Source organism: Butyrivibrio sp. YAB3001 (genome assembly GCF_900112195.1).
In the GTDB taxonomy this organism is placed as follows: Bacteria; Bacillota; Clostridia; order Lachnospirales; family Lachnospiraceae; genus Butyrivibrio.
In genome coordinates this window covers 138,333-157,904 of sequence record NZ_FOKR01000006.1, presented here as the reverse complement: position 1 = coordinate 157,904, position 19,572 = coordinate 138,333, and the positions used below count along the sequence as shown (strand labels likewise).

The following is a 19,572-nucleotide window of genomic DNA, read 5'->3' as shown; positions in this document are numbered from 1 at the left end:
AAATACAGAAAAGTTTTAGAGTAACAAAAGAGGAGATGAAAAAATGGGGAAAACACCTGCTCCTAAAGGGGGCAAATCAAAGTCATTTGGCGTTTACATGAAAAGATACTGGCAGCTATACGCCATGCTGCTTCTGCCACTGACTTATCTGGCAGTATTTAAATATGCTCCGATGATCTATGTACAGATAGCATTTAAAAAGTACAGTCTTGTAAAGAGCATTTGGGAATTGCCACTGGCAGATAACCATGGATTTGAGTTTTTTATCAAGGCATTTAAGAACAATGATTTTAAGTATGCGCTTAGAAATACATTGACACTTAATCTTCTTGATCTGATCTTTGGTTTCCCGGCACCGATTATTTTTGCGCTGATACTTAATGAACTTTGCTTTAAGAGATACAAAAAGGTTGTGCAGACAATTGCGTATATGCCTCACTTCCTTTCATGGGTAATTATTTACAGCTTGGCACTTCAGCTTCTTGCTCCTAATGCCGGACTTATTAACATGGTCATCAAGGATCTTGGCGGAGAAGCAATTCCTTTCCTTAATGATGAAAGTCACTGGATTGGAAGTTATATAAGCTTTGGTATATGGCAGAACTTTGGATGGGGATCAATTGTTTATCTTGCTGCTATTGCAGGAATTAACCCTGAGCTTTATGAGGCGGCAGCTGTTGACGGAGCTGGAAGATTCCGCAAAATGTGGCATATCACACTGCCGGGAATTAAGCCTACGATCGTAGTTCTTTTGATAATGAGCCTTGGAAATATCCTTGGTGGTGGATTTGACAGACCATTTGCATTCCAGAACAACCTGGTAATGAGAGTTGCTGATGTTATCGCAACATTCGTATATAGAGTAGGTATCAAGGGCTTGCAGTTCTCACTTACTACTGCAGTGGGACTGTTCCAGTCAGTGGTTGGAGTATTCTTCCTGCTGATGGCTAACTTCATCTCACGTAAACTTGGTGAGAGAGGAATCTGGTAAGGGGGAATAGAAATGAAAGTAAAATCAAGAGCTGATAAAGTCTGGGATATTGTGTTTGTTATCTTTTGTCTCTTAGTAAGTGCAATGTGCATTATCCCAATGTTAAATCTTCTTGCCAAGTCACTTAGTGGAACGGATTTCCTGGTAAGAAACGAAGTGTACATTATTCCAAAAGGATTGAATTTTAATGCATACTCAACAGTGCTTAAGGATCCAAAGTACATAAGGGCATTTGTGTGGACTGTATTTCTTACAGTTGTATGCACGATTCTTTCATTGACAATGACAACCCTTTGCGCGTTCCCTCTTATATTTGAGAACCTCAAGGGAAGAAAGCTGATCAATATCTTTATTACAATTACAATGTTTTTTAATGCGGGTACAATACCAAACTACCTGCTTATGCAAAAGCTTCATCTTCTTAGTAATCCGCTTGTTTTGATTCTTCCGGGTGTTATGAGTGTTTACAACATGATCATCATGAGAAGTTTCTTTTACGGAATACCTGACAGTTTGAGAGAATCTGCAGAGATTGACGGAGCAACATTTTTTGAGATTCTGGTTATGATCTATCTTCCACTTTCAAAGCCTGTTATGGCTACACTGGCTCTTTTCTATGCAGTTGGAAGATGGAACAGCTACTCGGATGCACTTATGTACATGAGAGATACTAAGTTTTATCCGTTGCAGCTTCTTTTGTACAACATCATCAATAATATTAACCAGGTAGAAGTGGCTACTCAGGAAGGATTTTCGGCGCCGGGCTTATCAGAATCACTGAAGGCTGCAATTGTAATGTTTTCAACAGTGCCGATTCTGTGCATCTACCCATTCCTTCAAAAGTACTTCATTCACGGAGTTACTCTTGGAGCAGTTAAGGAGTAAATAGTATAGGTAACAACCCACAAAGGGATTACACATAATAAAACGGAGGTATAGTTATGAAGAAAAAAGTATTGTCTATGTTTCTTGCATCAGCAATGGCACTTTCAGTAGTTGCCTGCGGATCATCAAACGAGGGCGTTGACACCCAGACAACAACAAATGATGCTACTCCTAAGCAGGAGACAAGTAGCGACACAGCAGCAGCTACTACTGAGACAAGCGAGGCTGAGCCTCAGACAGCATCAGAACTTACAGATGGTAAGTTTGCTGACACAAGAAAGATTACAGTAGAAATCTACGACAGAGGAAATGACGGCGGTTCAGATCCTGAAAACAACATGTACACAGAGTACATCAAGAAGGGAATGCTTGAAGAGCACAATGTAGAAGTTACTTTCAAGAAGGTTCCAAGATGGACAGAGGTTGATGATATCAACAACCTTCTTGCAGCAGGCGAAGCACCAGATATCTGCGTAACTTACAGCTATCCTACAGTTCTTACATACGCTCAGATGGGCGGTGTTATCGATCTTAGCGAAGCCATCGAGACTTACAAGGCTGATCTTCCAAATCTTTGGGGATGGCTTGGCGATACAAACATGCTTTGGGACAAAGATCCTAAGACAGGTTCTGTATGGGCACTTGAAGGAAAACGTGCTGAGCAGCAGAGAATCGTAACCTTTGTTCGTCAGGACTGGCTTGATAAGCTTGGACTTAAGGCTCCTACAACAACTCAGGAATTTGAAGATATGCTTGTGGCATTCAGAGATAATGCAGAGACTCTTCTTGGAAAAGATGCTTCTAAGATGGTTCCTTTCTCAACAAGCTATGATATCGGTTGGAGAGCATCAAACATCATCACATCATTCATGGATCCTAAGATTTCTGACAAAGAGTACTACATCAACGGATTTGATGACAGAATGGTTACACAGACTTCAACAAAGGAAGCTGTAAGACTTCTTAACAAGTGGTACAACGATGGTCTTATGTGGAAAGATTTCGCTCTTTATGGAAGCGGAGATACTACAGAAGATGATATGATCAAGGCAGGTTACGTTGGCGCAATCCAGCACAACTGGGATTATGTATTCAGAAACGGTGAAGACAGCATCAATGCAAACCTTAAGAGAAACGTTGGCGAAGATGCTAAGTTTGTAGCAGTTGACTGCTTCCAGAACTCAGATGGAAAGTATGCTAAGTGGCTTTACAGCTCAGCAGGCGACAGAAAGCTCTTCTTCCCTACAACAAACACTGAGCCTCTTGCATCACTTCTTTACCTTGATTTCATTTCAAAGCCTGAGACAATCAAGTACCTCCAGGCAGGTGATGAAGGTGTTACACACGAAGTTCTTGATAGCGGAGCAATCCAGATCATTGCAGCAACAGGTGATGCAATCCAGAACTCAGGTAAGAACATTGACTACACAATCACATGTAACGGAACATATTTTGGCGATGAGAAACTTGCAGCTCTTTCACTTGCATATGGTTATGCAGAAGCTGATCCTGAGCTTGTAAGCGCAGCTGATGTAATCTCTCGCGCAGATGGTCTTGAGCCAAAGAACGTAAACGTTGGTGAGATCGCAGCAGAAGCAGGTGTTGGTGATACTCTTTCTTCAAAGAGAGATCAGGTTTACGACAACGCAGTTGTTGCTGCAGTAGCTGATTTTGATTCTACATGGGATAGCTACATTTCAGATTACCTCTCAGCAGGTGGCCAGGCTATCATGGATGAGCGTGCAGAGAAGTGGGCAGAATACTTCGGCGATGCTGATATGCTTCCTTAATATTTCTGAAATGGGTACGTATGATGTCAGACACAAATAACAGTCTGAAAATGATTGCTTTCGTCTGCGTCGTGATTTGTTAAAACTTAAAATCGAAAGAAGGTCTCCTTTCAGCGCTGTTCATAGCAGTCGACCTTCTTTCGATTTTTTTGTTTTACAAATCATCTCTTCGTCCGAGAACTGTACATTTTCAGACTGTTACATGCGCCTGACATCATACTTTCACTTTCTTAAGCTAAAGTGTGCATTAGCATCGCTTGGTTTTTAGGTCGCAAATATTAAGATGTTGAAGGCAAAATTTGGTAGGAAAAAGCCCCCTTATGTATGTGAAAATATAAAATGCTTGAGAATGAGAATATGGCAATAAGCGAGAAGTAGCGGATAAATAAGGGCTTATCAATTATTGCTATGAGTAAGAAATATAAAAGGGGATAAATATGAACAGAGAAGAAGCAAGAAAGCGTGCCAAGGAACTGGTCAGCAAAATGACAGTTGAGGAGAAGGCGTCTCAGCTTAGATATGATGCGCCGGCTATCGACAGATTGGGCATTCCTGCGTACAACTGGTGGAATGAGGCACTTCATGGTGTCGCAAGAGCGGGCACAGCTACAATGTTTCCACAGGCAATTGGCCTTGCAGCAGCTTTTGATGAAGAGCTGATGGGGGCAATCGGAGAAATAGTTGCTATTGAAGCTCGAGCTAAATACAACGAGCAGTCAAAGCGTGAGGACAGAGATATTTACAAGGGACTTACATTCTGGGCTCCTAACGTAAATATTTTCAGAGATCCAAGATGGGGAAGAGGACATGAGACTTATGGTGAAGATCCTTTCCTTACAAGCAGACTTGCAGTTCCTTTTGTAAAGGGAATGCAGGGAGATGGCGAATATATGAAGGTAGCAGCTTGTGCAAAGCACTTTGCTGTTCATTCTGGTCCTGAGGGTGAAAGACATTTCTTTGATGCAAAAGCTTCTAAGAAGGATCTGGAAGAGACATATCTTCCTGCATTTGAAGCATGTGTAAAAGAGGCTGGTGTTGAAGCTATAATGGGTGCTTACAACAGAACAAACGGAGAGCCTTGCTGTGCAAATAAGCCTCTTATGGTTGATACACTTAGAGGTAAGTGGGGATTTGAGGGACATTTTGTTTCAGATTGCTGGGCAATCAAGGATTTCCATGAAAATCACAAGGTTACATCAAGCCCTGAGGAGTCTGCTAAGCTTGCTCTTGAGATGGGATGCGATCTTAACTGCGGATGTACATATCAGGTAATCATGAACGCATACAGAGCAGGTATCCTTGACGAGGAACTTATCACAACATCTTGTGAGAGACTGTTCACAACAAGATATCTTCTTGGAATGTTTGATAAGACAGAATATGACAATATACCTTTTGATGTTGTTGAATGCAAAGAACATCTTGATGTTGCAAAAAGAGCTGCAAGAGAGTCTATAGTTCTTTTGAAAAATGATGGACTTCTTCCTCTTGATAAGAGCAAGATCAAGACTATCGGTGTGGTTGGACCTAATGCTAACTCAAGACTTTCACTTATTGGTAACTATCACGGAACATCTTCAAGATACATTACAGTTCTTGAAGGAATCCAGGATAAAGTCGGAGATGATGTCAGAGTCCTTTATTCAGAGGGATGCGATATCTTCAAGAATAACATCAGTAACCTTGCTGATCCTAACCTTCCTGACAGATTGTCAGAGGTTAAGACTGTTGCAGACTATTCAGATGTTGTAGTTGTAGTAGTTGGTCTTGATGAGAATCTTGAGGGTGAAGAGGGAGATGCAGGAAACCAGTTTGCATCTGGAGATAAGATAAATCTTAATCTTCCACTTCCTCAGAGACAGGTTCTTTATGCTGCGCTTGAGTCAGGAAAGCCAACTATAGTTATCAATATGGCTGGTAGTGCAATTGACCTTTCAAAGGCACAGGACGATGCAAATGCTGTAATCCAGGCATGGTATCCGGGAGCAAGAGGTGGAGCTGATGTTGCAGATATTCTTTTCGGAGATCTGTCACCTTCAGGAAAACTTCCTGTAACTTTCTATAAGTCAGCTGATGATCTTCCTGACTTTAAGGATTATTCAATGAAGAACAGAACATATAAGTTCTTTACAGGAACACCACTTTATCCGTTTGGATATGGTCTTACATATGGTGACTGCCACGTAGAAGAGGATTGCAACTTTACTCTTAAGCATGAAAATGCTGAGCTTGCAGGCGCGGAAGTTACAGTGAATGTAGTTAATGATGGCAAGTTCGATACTGATGAAGTTGTTCAGGTTTACATTAAGGATATGGATTCTTCATTTGCTTCTGTTAATCCAAGTCTTTGCGGATTTAAGAGAGTACATGTTCCCGCAGGTGGTAAGACAGAGGTTAAGATTGTGTTAGATGCCAAGGCGTTTACATCTGTAAATGAAGATGGTGTAAGAGACGTATTTGGAAAGAATTTCAAAGTGTTTGTCGGAACACAGCAGCCGGATGCACGTTCAGCTGAACTTACAGGACATAAGTGTGTTGCAATAGGTGTTCAGTTATAAAAATAAGTTGTATCAAAAATGTATTTTAGACAATACAACTTAAAAGCAATTTGTATAATTTTTCACTTGAATTTTTGACACTTTGATAGCTTGTATTTTGAATAAGTATGACAGATAATAATAGACGTCGAGAAAATGATACAAGTTGTAAGTTGTATTGTTTTGAACACAGACAGTTCAGCAAAGAAAAAGGCAAAAGCTATGCTGAATGAAATGATCGATAAGAGTATTTGATACTCTTGGGATATTTAAAGAAAGTTTTAAATGCGTGATATGCGCAGAAAGGGGATTTTTTATGATTAACATTCCAGAAGTTAAAATTGGTCTTGTTGCAGTAAGCCGTGACTGCTTCCCAGCATCACTTGCTGTAAACAGAAGAAAAGCTTTAGTAGAGGCTTATAAGAAGAACTACAATGATAAGGACGTTTACGAGTGCCCAGTTTGCATCATCGAGAGCGAGACACAGACACTTGAGGCTCTTGAGGATGTTAAGAAGGCTGGATGTAACGCTCTTTGCGTATATCTTGGAAACTTTGGACCTGAAATTTCAGAGACACTTCTTGCTCAGAAGTTTGATGGACCTGTTATGTTCTGTGCAGCAGCAGAAGAGTCACAGGGTGACCTTATCGATGGAAGAGGCGATGCATACTGCGGTATGCTTAACGCAAGCTACAACCTTCACCTTCGTGGAGTAAAGGCTTATATTCCTGAGTATCCTGTTGGAACAGCAGAAGAGTGCGCTAAGATGATCAACGAGTTCGTTCCGATCGCAAGAGCACTTGATGGACTTGCAAACCTTAAGGTTATCTCTTTTGGTCCTCGTCCTATGAACTTCCTTGCTTGTAATGCACCTATTCAGCAGATCTACAACCTTGGCGCTGAAATCGAAGAGAACTCAGAGCTTGATCTTTTCGAATCATTCAACAAGCACGCTGGAGATCCTAGAATTGCAGAAGTTAAGGCTGATATGGAAAAAGATCTTGGCGCTGGTAACAAGAAGCCTGAAATCCTTGAGAAGCTTGCTCAGTACGAGCTTACACTTCTTGACTGGATCGAAGGACACAGAGGTGGCAAGAAGTATGTTGCAATCGCTGGTAAGTGCTGGCCTGCATTCCAGACACAGTTTGGTTTCGTTCCTTGCTATGTAAACTCAAGACTTACAGGACGCGGAATTCCTGTATCTTGCGAAGTAGATATTTATGGTGCAATCAGTGAGTTCATCGGAACATGTATTTCTAATGACGCTGTTACACTTCTTGATATCAACAACTCTGTACCTGCTGATATGTATGAGCAGTCAATCAAGGGCAAGTTCGATTACAAGCACACAGATACATTCATGGGCTTCCACTGCGGAAACACATGCACAAGCAAGCTTTCAAGCTGCGAGATGAAGTTCCAGAGAATCATGGCTAGAAACCTTCCTGAAGAAGTTACGCAGGGAACACTTGAAGGAGATATCGTTCCTGGAGATATCACATTCTACAGATTACAGAGCACATCAGACAACCATCTTAAGGCATATGTTGCACAGGGTGAAGTTCTTCCTGTTGCTACACAGTCATTCGGTGGAATCGGTGTATTCGCTATTCCTGAAATGGGAAGATTCTACAGACATATCCTTATCCAGCACAACTTCCCTCACCATGGTGCAGTTGCGTTCGGACACTTCGGAAAGGCTCTTTACGAAGTATTTAAGTATGCAGGAGCAGAAGTTATCGGCTACAACCAGCCAGCATCTCTTCCATATCCTACAGAAAATCCATTTGCTTAATAAGATTAAGAATCATAATTGTAAGGGGAACTGCCTTGGCAGTTCCCCTTTTTACGGTATTTATTAAGAATTATTATTTTAGAGTAGAAATGCAATATAATTTTTGATTTCTGAGAAATCAATGGTACATTTTCCGTCAAATATCATTACTGGAATTGAATCATCGAAGGCGTAGATAGAAATATCTTCATTTGCAAAATCGTGTACTATAACTTTTTGTTTGTCCAGGTCTATCATCCAGTATTCTCTGACACCTGCATTCATATACTTTGCAAGCTTTGTTTTCATATCTTTGCTTTTGGTGGAGTCGGATAGAATTTCAATTATTAGATCAGGAGCACCGAATATTCTTTTGGGTGTAATTTTATCTCTGTCACATACAACGAAAACATCCGGGACAACCATTGTTTTATCGTCTTTATCTAACTGAACATCGGTGGGTGCGACAAAAGGAATACACTTTCCTTTATTCGCTGATATATATGTAAGGAGCTTGCTATGAAGCTGCCCTGCAATAAGCTGATGAGTGGAAGTTGGAGAATCCATTTTAATAAGACAGCCATCGATGAGTTCGTAGCGTTGGTCTTCAGGAATTTCTTCATAATCATCCACAGTGTAGTCACCAGGCTTTTTGGTCGGGAAATTTCCATATTTAACTGCTTCTTCCTGAACAATATTGCCAATAGAATAACTGTTGGCATCCAGTATAAATGCCTTTTGCAGAGCACATAGAGTTGTGTGCCTTGGATTCTTGGTAATGCCACCAAGAACCTTTTGTACTGTTCCAATCGGAAGGTTAGACTTTCTGGCAATCATTTCATAGCTATACCCACGGGTCTTCTTGATTTCGTTCATTTCATCAATCGACATTATTTCAGGATTTTGTCTATTCATGGATACCTCCTATGACATAAAATATCATTTTCTACCCATATAATATCCAAAATATATCCATTAGTCAATCTTATTAAGGTAATGATGAATTTTACGGTCTAATTCTTATTTACTATGGTAAGATAAAAAGGATTATTGCTGTAAACGAGGGGAGTAAGGGGAATGAGGAAGTTCTATAAATGTGTTGAAGTCATATTGATATCAGTAATTGTATTTGCGTTATCAGTTGCGTTTGGGAATCCATCTTATGAAACTAATGATGATGCCATTCAGAATATGATTGCAGCAGGCGCTTATGGTGAAGCATCACAGTACATCGTGCATAGCGGGATCTTTTTTGGATATTTGATAAAAGGTTTGTATTTTTTACTGCCTCATATTAATTGCTATTTGTGGACATTTTTAATCCTAAATCTATTTTCAACAATCATTATTACTATGGTCTTTAATGAGGGAATTGTGCTAGCTTTTGGCGCTAAAAAAATCGGGGGAGGTACAGGCCAGGCGGCTGTTGAGTTCTTTGAAACAGCATGCTTTGCAATCTTGATAAATCTATTTTTGGCAAAAGACTACTATATCAACTTGCAATATACTAAGTGTGCGACAATATATATTTTAACTGGTTGTGCGCTTTGGTTTTGGATTTTACATAATAGAAGAAACACATTTTTGCTTATGCTGGCTTCTTTTTATATTGTTATAGGATTTCTTGTAAGAAAAGAATGCATGATTTTGGTGATTCCATTTATTGCTATCTTGCTATTTGATATCGTGGTAGATAAAAAAGAAAAGTGGGTATTATATCTTTTGATTCCGATAATTGGATGTATCCTTTGCATAATTGCAGATTATTTTGCATTCGATATGAATCCGGATTGGAACTATTATTATCAGTGGGATAAGATAATGGTTCAAAAACGGGACTATGGAAACTATTATTTTGACTGGAATAAGGATGAGTATCTGGTGAATGGATTTACGGAGTGGGATTTTCGCCTGATGGAAGAGTGGATGTGGAATGATACTGATAATTTCACTCTAGATAAGCTAAAACTTATGACAGAAATAGGCTCTGGTCAGAAAATGAATAGGTTTAGGGTAAGTAAGGAACTGCTTTCCCAGACAATTAAAAAGATTGAGGAATCAGTAAAAGTAAGTGTTCTTCCGCTAGTGTTTTTTGTTTTGACGATTTTTTCTTTAATTTTAAGTATTATCAGAAAAGATATTCGAAGGACTTTATATACATTGCTTTTTGGAGATATTACTCTGGGGGAAATATATTATTTATTGTGTATCAGGCGTACTGTCTGGCGCGTAGAGTATGGCATATGGTTTTCGGGAATTATTTTTATTACTTCCGTTGTTTTGATTCCGCTTCTTAAGAATATGATTAAGAGCCGGGGTGAAAGTAACAATATGTATTCGCGCGTTATATGTTGGATTTCTATTCCTGTAGTGATAGTTCTTTTGTTTTTCTGGCAAAAGACATATCTGTATTTTACATGTACTTCTTTTCAGAATAATGATGAAGAACGATATAGCATTTTCACAAAGATGGATGAATCAGATTGCCTTTTTGTTATGAGCATTGATGATATGTTTGGAACATTATGTGGAGCCAGAAATATCTTTGATATTGATAGAAAATATGAGGGCTTTTATTCACATATAATTCCTGTGGGAGGATGGATAATCCCTTCGCCTATAGGTATGTATTATGCTTATCAAAATGGAATATCAAATGTATTTCAAAATCTTTCTGACCGTGAAGACATGTATTATTATGGTGGAGGAGAGCATATGGGATATCTTTATGCATATTTGAATGAAAAATATGGTCCGGGAATACAAGTGAAAAATGTGGAATTTGACGGATTCACCGCGTGGAAATATTATAGAGAATAGTTTTGAGATAGCAATAAATTTAAATGGAATGGAGAAGTAATGATGAAGATTGTAGTTGCCGATAAAGATAGTGTTGGATCAGATATGGATTATAGTTTGTATGATTCACTTGGGGAAGTGACATATTATGACGATAAAATAACTGAAGAAAATGCAGCCGAGAGGCTTAAGGGCGCGAAGGTTCTTATGATAAATAAGAGCGCAATTACAGATAAGATTCTTGATGATGCGCCTGACCTTGAACTTATATGTGAGTTTGCAACAGGATTTGATAATGCAAATATTCCGGCATGCAACAGACATGGAGTAAAGGTTGCAAATGTTGTCAATTATTCTACTGCTTCAGTGGCGCAGCATACATTTGCGCTATTATTTTATGTGATGGAAAATCTTCGCCATTATGATGAATTTGTTAAAAATGGTAGTTATGCAAATCAGTCTCATTTTTGCTGCCTTGATATTCCTTTCCATGAGCTTGATGGAATGACCTATGGAATAGTGGGAATGGGAAATATAGGAAGAAAAGTTGCGCAGATTGCAACAGCTTTTGGCGCAAAAGTTATTTTTTACTCTGCTTCCGGAAACAGCACATGTACAGATTATGAGAGAGTTTCTTTTGATGAACTGCTTATGCGTTCTGATATTATATCTATTCATTGCCCGTTAAGTGATAAAACAAGAAACCTTTTTGATAAAGAAGCTTTTGACAAGATGAAAGAGACTGCTATACTAATTAATGTAGCACGTGGCGCGGTTGTCAGCGAGCAGGATCTGGCTGATGCGCTTATCAAAGGAAAAATACAGGCTGCCGGTCTCGATGTACTTAATCCTGAACCTATGGCAAAGGATTCCCCACTTCTTAAAATACAGGATAGTGGAAAACTGATCGTTACACCTCATCTTGCCTGGGCAAGTACAGAAGCGCGCCGAAGATGCCTTGAAGAAGTAAAGAAAAATGTTGAAGCTTGGCAAAATGGACAGCCAAGGAATATTGTGAACTGAGTGATGTGAGTGTTTTGCTCGTAGGAGGCAAAGTTGAAAAAGAGAATAATAAGTGCTTTATTATGTGTGATTTCAGCTGCAACGATTACTATTGGTGCTAATTCACAGACAATAACAGTTTATGCGGCAGAATCTACGGATGAAACAGAACTTGTAAATGAAGAGTCCTCCGCTTCTTATGAAAGTACGGAAAATGCCGAGGTTATTACTGAAGAAGCTGATGCGACTGTTGAAACTGAGGAAGAGGTTCAGGAACAGGTTGAACCGAACAACAAAGTTACATATCTTGGGCAGACATTAACGTCGACTCTTGAAGGTTATTATTATGCACATAACGTTCCGGGACTTGCAGTTATCACGCCACTTGCAGATCTCCAGAGACAGGCAAACTTTATTGTGCTTGAGTATTTCTTTGTGAAAACCTGGGATATTGATATCAATACAGCGCCGCTTGCAGTAGATACAATGCATATCGTCGCTGATTCAATGGGGGCATCATATGGCGGAGCCTTCCAGATGACAGTCAGCAGACTCTTTTCCAATAAGGTTTATGATTATGAAAATGATGGTCTACAGGTAGGAACAACAATCGAGATTCCGCATAGCTTTAGGGATGAAAATGCTACTTTCGCGATTGTGTGTGTCAGAGAAGGTGGAAACTATGAAGTCCTTCCGGATATTGATGTTGATCCAAATACTGTTACATTTTATGCCCATGCCGGCACAGCGGCTTATGGGATAATCAGGTATTGAGTATTATAGTGTCTGATTGTTTGCATTCATAAGGTTTTTTTAGTCTTTTGATAAATTGTAAAAAGCTCTCTATTCGTTTAACATAGATGAATGGAGGGCTTTCTTTTATGAAAAAATCGGAATTGGGTATGAAAAATATAAAGATTTTAGAGATAATAATCTGTACTATGTTGATAAAACATTGCTTATTCGTGATGTTATCAGACAAGGCGGGAAGGTGACTCTTTTTAACAGACCCGGACGATTTGGGAAAACTCTTGCGTTATCTATGGTTCAGACATTAATATAAATGAATTATGATTGAATTATTGTTGAATTATTGCGCGGATCTCCAAAATCTCCTTCCGGGGAGTTTTTTGTCATATAATATAGATATGAAGAAAAAAACATTAAGACTTATAATCACAATTGCAGCAATCACCCTTTTCCTAGTCCTGGTCTACTATGTAATTGGCAGGCCGATGATTGCGTTCCTTGGAGATGCTGAGAAATTCCAGGACTACCTTAACGAGAAGGGGATTGTAGCTTTATTGGTCTTCGGCGCGTTTGTCGCGGTGCAGACACTTTCGACATGCATTCCTGGGCTGCCTTTTTATCTGGCGGCGGGCTATGTGCTTGGAGGTGTGAAGGGAGCTCTTTTGTGCGATGCGTTCGCGACTATAGGAAATACCATCGCCTTTTTAATTGGAAAAAAATTTGGCAGAAACTTTCTGACTTCTCTTTTCCCGGAAGATAAGCTCAAGAAAGTTGAAGAAATCATAGACATGGGAAATCCGACGCTGATCCATGTTCTTTTTATGCTGCTTCCGCTTCCAAAAGATACATACGCATGGCTGGGATTTTATTCGGGCGAGAACCTTATCAAATGGATTTTGATAACATTTATTGCTCGCTTTCCACATATTTTTATCTATACATTCGGAGGCGAAAAACTTGTTTCTAACCAATATGGAGTGCTGCTAGTCGGCGTTGCAATTGCCGCAGTTGTCTACCTTGGCGTTGCCATAGTCCTGAAGCGAAAAAGAGGCAAGTAAATCATAGACCTACTAGAAAAAATAGAGGCAAGTAAGTCCAAGCCCTACTTGAGCAAATTGAGACAGATAAATCCTAAGCCTACTAGAGCAAATTGAGACAAATAAATCCTAAGCCCTACTGGAACAAATTGCGGTATAACATACAACGAGGGGACATGAATGAAAAGAAAAACTTCGAAAGAAATTTTAGCCGAATCATTTAGGGAAGTAGCTGAGAATAAGAACATAGATAAGATCACGGTAAAAGATATTACGGATAACTGTGGATATTCGCCGGCCACGTTTTACAGGCTGTTTAGCGATAAGTATGATCTTATTGCCTGGGATTACACAAGGGAAGTGGACAATATTCTGTGTGGAGTAGACGGGACCAGGGAGGCGTGGACGAATACGCTGAAATCTGTTGCTATGTTTTTAGAGGAGAGAAAGAAGTATCTCGCAAATCTTTTTCTTCATACCAGTGGACTTGAAGCTTTTAGCACATATATGCAGGAGGCAAATTATAGGTGCCTGATGGACATGATGCAGAAAGCGGAGGGTGAACACAAAATCGATAAAATGACCGAAATGTGCATTCGTTTGTATATACTTGGAACAGTTCAGTTTACCAGTGAATTATAATGAGCAAGGTTTGAACATCTGAACTGATCACAGGGGCAATCTACCCTTTCAAATCCTACAGTAAATTTACGCCGTCTATTGCGCGGTTTTGCTTGTCAGAACCACTATTTTTTTGTATAATTCAATTGTTACAAAAAATGTAACCATTCATTGGATTATCGTTCTGATAACCATTTTTTCTTGGAAACTGTAACAATAGAGATGCAATGTATTTTTCATGTAAAAAATAATGATGGAATTGCGCTTTGGTTACTGATTTAGTTGAAATTATTTTTTGAGGGAGAGGGTATGTTTAAAAAGTTCAAGGGAGCATTATGTTCTTTAGGTGCGCTTGCTGCGGCAATAGCGTTCCTATCTTTATCGCCGATTGCGAGTGTTAATGTAGAAGCGAGAGGACCCGAAATTGCTATGGGTATTGACGTTTCTAAGTATCAGGGAGCTATCAATTGGCAGCAGGTTAAAAATTCCGGTGTGCAGTTTGCAATGATAAGAGTTGGTACTACTAAAAAGGGTATCGACGAGCAGTTTGTAAATAATATTGTTGGAGCAAATGCAGCAGGTGTGAGAGCAGGAGTTTACATTTATTCCTATGCGACTACTCCTGAACAGGCAGCGGCAGAGGCAAATCAGGTTTTGGCATGGATTGGACCATATACAGTTTCTTTTCCTATTGCAATAGATATTGAGGATTCAAGCCAGAAAGGACTAAATGCGGCGCAGCTTCAGGCGATTGCAGATACATTCTGCAGCATAATCTCAGCTAACGGATATGAGCCAATGGTTTATGCCAGCAAGAACTGGTTTACAGGTAGAATGCCTGTTGTATCTGCGGCTAAGTGGGTGGCGCAGTACAGTTCCTCCTGTGAATATGCAGGAGATTACGCGATGTGGCAGTCAACCAGCCATGGTTCAGTTGCCGGAGTACCTTCAAGAGTTGACGTCAATCATCTTTACACAGATTATTTCAGCAGACTTATTCCAGAGGGCTTTAATAGTTATGGCGGCAATATTTATTACTATCATAATTATAAAAAGATGTATGGATGGCTCAACTTATCTAATGGAAGATATCATGCAGATGCAAACGGTGTGATTAATGCCGGATGGTTCCAGGATGAAACTGGTATCTACTATCTTGACCCTGCGCAGGGCGGACTTGCTAAGGTTGGATTTGCAGACATCGATGGAGCAAGATACTATTTTGATGGAAATGGTGTAAGAAGGACCGGACTTATAGATGTTGGTGGCGCCGTTTGTTATGCAAATGAGGATGGTGTCTGCCAGAAGGGGCTTATCCCTCTTAATGACGGAGTTCATTATTTTGATGATCAGTATCTGATGCATATAGGACTTACTCAGGTTGGCGATAACCTCTATTTCTTCAATGAAAATGGTGTAATGCAGACAGGAATGCTTGCATTTGAGATTGGAAAATATATGTTTGCGCCTGACGGAACAGCGGTTTCAGGATGGTATGCAGACGAAAAGGGACAGAAGTACTTCTTTGGCGCAGACCACAAGGCATATGTAGGACTTCAGACAATTGAAAATTCTGTTTATTTATTTGGCGCTGATGGCGTTATGTTCACAGGTTGGACAGGCGAAGCCGGATCAAAGTACTATTTTGCAGCTGATGGCAGAATGGTAACAGGTTGGAATGCGATAGATGGTAAGGCATTTTATTTTGGCGCGGATGGAAATATGGTATCAGGTTTAGCAAGTCTCAAGGAAGGCGTTTATTATCTTGATCCTACAGATGGACATATGGTTGTAGGTTGGGTTCAGCTTCCTGATGGCTGGAGATACTTTGATGCCAACAATGGTAAAATGCTTGCTAAGACAACAGCTGTTCTTGATAATGTGGAATGCACATTTGATAAAAATGGACTTCTGACAACACCTGCAGGATGGGCGCCTGGTACACCTTTACCGGCGGCACAGACTCCTGCTGAGGCAGCACCGGCAGTTACAGAAGCAGCGCCTGCTCAGGCAAATGCAGCAGTGCAGTAAATAAGAAATACAAAAATGATAAAGTCTGTATGAAGCTGGAAAACTTTATACAGACTTATTTTGAAAAGATTTATATTTTCATACGCAGTTTTGTAGTATGATATTGAAGGAATAATTAAACATTTGTAAATGAGGTGTGGAAATGACTTTAGAAGAAGCAAAGAAAAAACTTGAACAGTTCGGACAGGAACACGTTCTGAAATATTATGATGAACTTACGGATGCTGAAAAGCAGGAACTTCTTACTCAGATTGATGAGACGGATTTTGCAGTTCTTGAGAATTGTAAGAATCTTGGCAAGAGTGAAGGACGTGGCAAATTCGAACCTCTGGCAGCTATGCAGGTTGATGAGATTGAGAAGAGAAAAGAGGAATTTACTAAGATTGGTGTTGAGACAATCAAGGCTGGAAAGGTTGCAGCAGTTCTTTTAGCCGGTGGAATGGGAACAAGACTTGGTTCTGATAACCCTAAGGGAATGTATGATATTGGTCTTACAAAGAAGGTTTATATCTTCCAGAGAATCATCGAGAATCTTATTGATACTGTAAAGCAGGCAGATGGCGCGTACATCCATCTCTTTATCATGACAAGTGAAAAGAATAATGATGCTACAATAAGCTTCCTTAAGGAGCATAATTTCTTTGGTTATCCAGAGGATAAGATCACATTCTTCAAACAGGATATGGCTCCTGCTTCTGACTATAACGGAAAGGTTTATATGGAGGGCAAGGGCAGAATCTCAACTTCTCCAAACGGTAATGCAGGATGGTATTCTTCAATGCTCAAGGCAGGACTTCGTGATGTTCTGTTAAAAGAAGGCATTGAGTGGATTGATATTTTTGCTGTTGACAATGTCCTTCAGAGAATTGCAGATCCTTGCTTTGTTGGCGCAACAGTCAATGCTAAGGTTTCCTGCGGAGCTAAGGTTGTCAGAAAAAATGCTCCTGATGAGAAGGTTGGAGTTATGTGTCTTGAGGATGGCAGACCTTCTATTGTTGAGTATTATGAGCTTTCACAGGAAATGATGGATGCCAAGGATGCAAATGGCGATCCTGCATATAATTTTGGTGTTATCCTTAATTATCTTTTCAATGAAAAGGCTCTTAATGAGATTGCAAAGAACACACTTCCTCTCCACGTAGTTGAGAAGAAGATTCCTTACATCGATGAGAACGCAAACCTTATCAAGCCGGAAGCTCCAAATGGCTGCAAGTTTGAACAGCTTGTTCTTGATATGATCCATGAGCTTGACACATGTCTTCCTTATGAAGTTGTAAGAGAGCATGAGTTTGCGCCTATCAAGAATAAAGAGGGAATTGATTCTGTTGAATCAGCAAGAGAGCTTTGCAAGTTAAATGGCATTGAGCTTTGATATTTCTTATTGAATAAAAATAACGGCATAGCTTGTGTTGAATGGGCTATGCCGTGTTTTTTATTTCATAGTAAATTGCTTCACATTCCTATGAAAAAAAACGCTCCGCTATGGATGCGACTGATGCGCAAATGTATATGCAAGCTAACGCTTGCGCGCATCAGCGCGCAAAGAGTTGCAATGCAACTCTTTGTTCTTGGTATAAACATTCTTATTTAACATATTGACAGCTTGTCATAACAATTTAGTGTTGTTAAATGATGAATTTGCGTTTAAAATGTATTTCTAACAGAACAAATTGTATGCTAGTTAATGATAACGTTAACAGAAAAGAGGTTGATTATGGCTATTCTTGTAACAGGTGGAGCAGGATATATTGGATCACATACAGTAGTTGAGCTGCAGAATGCGGGTTATGACGTAGTTGTTATGGATAATCTTGCAAATGCCAGTAAGAAAGTAATTGGCAGAGTAGAAGCGCTCACAGGCAAAAAGGTTCCATTCTATGAGACTGATATAAGAGACAGAGAAGGACTAGAGAAGATTTTTTCAACTGAGCAAATTGACAGCGTAATACATTTCGCAGGACTTAAGGCTGTAGGAGAATCTGTTCAGAAGCCATGGGAATATTATGAAAACAATATCGCAGGAACATTAACTCTTGTTGATGTAATGAGAAAACATAATTGCAAGAACATTATTTTCTCATCATCAGCGACAGTTTATGGAAATCCTGCATTTATTCCAATCACTGAGGAATGCCCTAAGGGAACATGCACAAACCCTTATGGATGGACTAAGTCAATGCTAGAGCAGGTTCTTACAGATATTCAGAAAGCTGATCCTGAATGGAATGTAGTTCTTCTGAGATACTTTAATCCGATCGGAGCACACAAGAGCGGAACTATTGGTGAGAATCCTAACGGCATTCCTAACAATCTTATGCCTTATATTACACAGGTTGCTGTTGGTAAGCTTCCTGAGCTTAATGTCTTTGGTAATGACTATGATACCCATGACGGCACAGGCGTGAGAGATTATATTCACGTAGTTGACCTTGCTGTGGGACATGTTAAGGCTCTCAAGAAGCTTGAGAAAGGTAGCGGACTTAATATCTACAACCTTGGAACAGGTGTTGGATACAGCGTTCTTGATATTGTTAAGAACTTTGAAGAAGCAACCGGGGTTAAGATTCCTTATGTGATCAGAGAGAGAAGACCTGGCGATATTGCTACCTGCTACTCAAATGCTGACAAGGCAGAAAAAGAGCTTGGCTGGAAGGCACAGAATGGAATCAAAGAGATGTGCGCAGATTCCTGGAGATGGCAGAGCCAGAACCCTAACGGTTACGAGGATTGATATTTTATGGAATGCACGCAAATGTCATGAGTGCGATTCGATCTAGTACAGCATCTTGAAATAGAATGGATCATTGCTATCAATTTGTTAGTTGCATTGTTGTTGTATTAGATTGTTAAAAAAGAATTCATTAAAAAAAGCCCACTTTTCTTTTCTCAGAAAGTGGGCTTTTATAGGAGTAATAGATGTTCAGGTTGTGGGTAAAACTGATCGACAATAACCATCTTATTAAAGACATGGTTGTTTGTGATGATACAAATGATACAAGAACGCATAAGGTTATGAATGCAATTGAAAAAGCCTGTTATGAGTTTGATCTGTCAAAGCCGATATGGCTTGATAATATTGTAAAAGATTTCCAGAGGCACTCTAAATGCAGGTTCACCAAAGATGCATTTATTGATCAGATTTCGTTTGATTACATGGAGATTCAAATAATCGAAGAAGACTGGTGAAGCAGTTTAAACGTGTATTTAAAACCAAACTAAAAATAGCCTTATGAAATTATAAAATTTTTATAAACTATTATAAATTAATATATTATTTTTTTATAAGAATTAAAACACAATTCTGTCACAGAATCGCTTTATACTTAAGCCATATTCAGAAAGGAAGAAGGTATTT

16 protein-coding genes are annotated in these 19,572 nt (G+C 39.5%); 15 read left to right on the top strand and 1 reads right to left on the bottom strand.

Features of this window, described 5'->3' with window-relative positions; all coding sequences use genetic code 11:
- Window positions 1-43: 43 nt before the first annotated feature.
- The 5 genes from BM086_RS08670 (at window position 44) to BM086_RS08650 (ending at window position 7,998) form a co-directional block, all read left to right on the top strand.
- Window positions 44-991 carry an ABC transporter permease gene (locus BM086_RS08670; protein ID WP_092325624.1) on the top strand — a complete coding sequence of 316 codons (948 nt, stop codon included), beginning with the start codon at window positions 44-46 and terminating at the stop codon, window positions 989-991.
- Window positions 992-1,003: 12 nt separating this feature from the next.
- Window positions 1,004-1,876 carry a carbohydrate ABC transporter permease gene (locus BM086_RS08665; protein ID WP_092325623.1) on the top strand — a complete coding sequence of 291 codons (873 nt, stop codon included), beginning with the start codon at window positions 1,004-1,006 and terminating at the stop codon, window positions 1,874-1,876.
- A 56-nt stretch (window positions 1,877-1,932) separates the two neighbouring features.
- Window positions 1,933-3,666 (top strand): extracellular solute-binding protein, encoded by a 1,734-nt coding sequence (locus BM086_RS08660; protein ID WP_092325622.1) that lies wholly within the window; start codon window positions 1,933-1,935, stop codon window positions 3,664-3,666.
- A 437-nt stretch (window positions 3,667-4,103) separates the two neighbouring features.
- Complete coding sequence (locus BM086_RS08655) at window positions 4,104-6,224, top strand: glycoside hydrolase family 3 C-terminal domain-containing protein (RefSeq protein WP_092325621.1); 2,121 nt, start codon at window positions 4,104-4,106, stop codon at window positions 6,222-6,224.
- Between the two features lie 295 nt (window positions 6,225-6,519).
- Window positions 6,520-7,998, top strand: coding sequence for an L-fucose/L-arabinose isomerase family protein (locus BM086_RS08650; RefSeq protein ID WP_092325620.1), 1,479 nt, complete (start codon window positions 6,520-6,522; stop codon window positions 7,996-7,998).
- A gap of 78 nt (window positions 7,999-8,076) precedes the next feature.
- Here BM086_RS08650 and BM086_RS08645 read toward each other — a convergent pair whose 3' ends face one another.
- Window positions 8,077-8,892 (bottom strand): Uma2 family endonuclease, encoded by an 816-nt coding sequence (locus BM086_RS08645; RefSeq protein ID WP_242952155.1) that lies wholly within the window; start codon window positions 8,890-8,892, stop codon window positions 8,077-8,079.
- A gap of 162 nt (window positions 8,893-9,054) precedes the next feature.
- On the opposite strand from BM086_RS08645, the gene BM086_RS08640 reads away from it, so the two are divergent.
- From BM086_RS08640 to BM086_RS08595, 10 genes are all read left to right on the top strand, one after another.
- The gene (locus BM086_RS08640) at window positions 9,055-10,797 is read left to right on the top strand and encodes a hypothetical protein (RefSeq protein WP_092325619.1); all 1,743 of its coding nucleotides are present in this window, start codon (window positions 9,055-9,057) and stop codon (window positions 10,795-10,797) included.
- A gap of 39 nt (window positions 10,798-10,836) precedes the next feature.
- Window positions 10,837-11,799 (top strand): D-2-hydroxyacid dehydrogenase, encoded by a 963-nt coding sequence (locus tag BM086_RS08635; protein ID WP_330391565.1) that lies wholly within the window; start codon window positions 10,837-10,839, stop codon window positions 11,797-11,799.
- A 33-nt stretch (window positions 11,800-11,832) separates the two neighbouring features.
- On the top strand, window positions 11,833-12,552 hold the full coding sequence (locus BM086_RS08630; RefSeq protein WP_092325617.1) for a hypothetical protein: 720 nt from the start codon (window positions 11,833-11,835) through the stop codon (window positions 12,550-12,552).
- 82 nt (window positions 12,553-12,634) lie between these two features.
- Complete coding sequence (locus BM086_RS21890) at window positions 12,635-12,841, top strand: AAA family ATPase (RefSeq protein WP_092325616.1); 207 nt, start codon at window positions 12,635-12,637, stop codon at window positions 12,839-12,841.
- A 67-nt stretch (window positions 12,842-12,908) separates the two neighbouring features.
- A complete protein-coding gene (locus tag BM086_RS08620; RefSeq protein WP_175560173.1) occupies window positions 12,909-13,586 on the top strand; it encodes a TVP38/TMEM64 family protein in 678 nt (225 codons plus the stop codon).
- A 159-nt stretch (window positions 13,587-13,745) separates the two neighbouring features.
- Window positions 13,746-14,207 (top strand): TetR family transcriptional regulator, encoded by a 462-nt coding sequence (locus BM086_RS08615; protein WP_092325614.1) that lies wholly within the window; start codon window positions 13,746-13,748, stop codon window positions 14,205-14,207.
- A 288-nt stretch (window positions 14,208-14,495) separates the two neighbouring features.
- Complete coding sequence (locus tag BM086_RS08610; RefSeq protein WP_092325613.1) at window positions 14,496-16,217, top strand: GH25 family lysozyme; 1,722 nt, start codon at window positions 14,496-14,498, stop codon at window positions 16,215-16,217.
- Between the two features lie 142 nt (window positions 16,218-16,359).
- Complete coding sequence (locus tag BM086_RS08605; protein ID WP_092325612.1) at window positions 16,360-17,589, top strand: UTP--glucose-1-phosphate uridylyltransferase; 1,230 nt, start codon at window positions 16,360-16,362, stop codon at window positions 17,587-17,589.
- Window positions 17,590-17,931: 342 nt separating this feature from the next.
- Window positions 17,932-18,948, top strand: a complete 1,017-nt coding sequence (gene galE, locus BM086_RS08600) for a UDP-glucose 4-epimerase GalE (RefSeq protein ID WP_092325611.1) — start codon at window positions 17,932-17,934, stop codon at window positions 18,946-18,948.
- Between the two features lie 185 nt (window positions 18,949-19,133).
- Window positions 19,134-19,403, top strand: coding sequence for a hypothetical protein (locus BM086_RS08595; RefSeq protein ID WP_092325610.1), 270 nt, complete (start codon window positions 19,134-19,136; stop codon window positions 19,401-19,403).
- The last annotated feature ends 169 nt before the right edge of the window (window positions 19,404-19,572 follow it).

What these genes read in the sequence shown, in the direction of transcription:
- BM086_RS08670 (WP_092325624.1), top strand. Translation starts at nt 44, where the DNA reads ATGGGGAAAACACCTGCTCCTAAAGGGGGCAAATCAAAGTCATTTGGC.
- BM086_RS08665 (WP_092325623.1), top strand. Translation starts at nt 1,004, where the DNA reads ATGAAAGTAAAATCAAGAGCTGATAAAGTCTGGGATATTGTGTTTGTT.
- BM086_RS08660 (WP_092325622.1), top strand. Translation starts at nt 1,933, where the DNA reads ATGAAGAAAAAAGTATTGTCTATGTTTCTTGCATCAGCAATGGCACTT.
- BM086_RS08655 (WP_092325621.1), top strand. Translation starts at nt 4,104, where the DNA reads ATGAACAGAGAAGAAGCAAGAAAGCGTGCCAAGGAACTGGTCAGCAAA.
- BM086_RS08650 (WP_092325620.1), top strand. Translation starts at nt 6,520, where the DNA reads ATGATTAACATTCCAGAAGTTAAAATTGGTCTTGTTGCAGTAAGCCGT.
- BM086_RS08645 (WP_242952155.1), bottom strand. Translation starts at nt 8,892, where the DNA reads ATGAATAGACAAAATCCTGAAATAATGTCGATTGATGAAATGAACGAA.
- BM086_RS08640 (WP_092325619.1), top strand. Translation starts at nt 9,055, where the DNA reads ATGAGGAAGTTCTATAAATGTGTTGAAGTCATATTGATATCAGTAATT.
- BM086_RS08635 (WP_330391565.1), top strand. Translation starts at nt 10,837, where the DNA reads ATGATGAAGATTGTAGTTGCCGATAAAGATAGTGTTGGATCAGATATG.
- BM086_RS08615 (WP_092325614.1), top strand. Translation starts at nt 13,746, where the DNA reads ATGAAAAGAAAAACTTCGAAAGAAATTTTAGCCGAATCATTTAGGGAA.
- BM086_RS08610 (WP_092325613.1), top strand. Translation starts at nt 14,496, where the DNA reads ATGTTTAAAAAGTTCAAGGGAGCATTATGTTCTTTAGGTGCGCTTGCT.
- BM086_RS08605 (WP_092325612.1), top strand. Translation starts at nt 16,360, where the DNA reads ATGACTTTAGAAGAAGCAAAGAAAAAACTTGAACAGTTCGGACAGGAA.
- galE (WP_092325611.1), top strand. Translation starts at nt 17,932, where the DNA reads ATGGCTATTCTTGTAACAGGTGGAGCAGGATATATTGGATCACATACA.
- BM086_RS08595 (WP_092325610.1), top strand. Translation starts at nt 19,134, where the DNA reads ATGTTCAGGTTGTGGGTAAAACTGATCGACAATAACCATCTTATTAAA.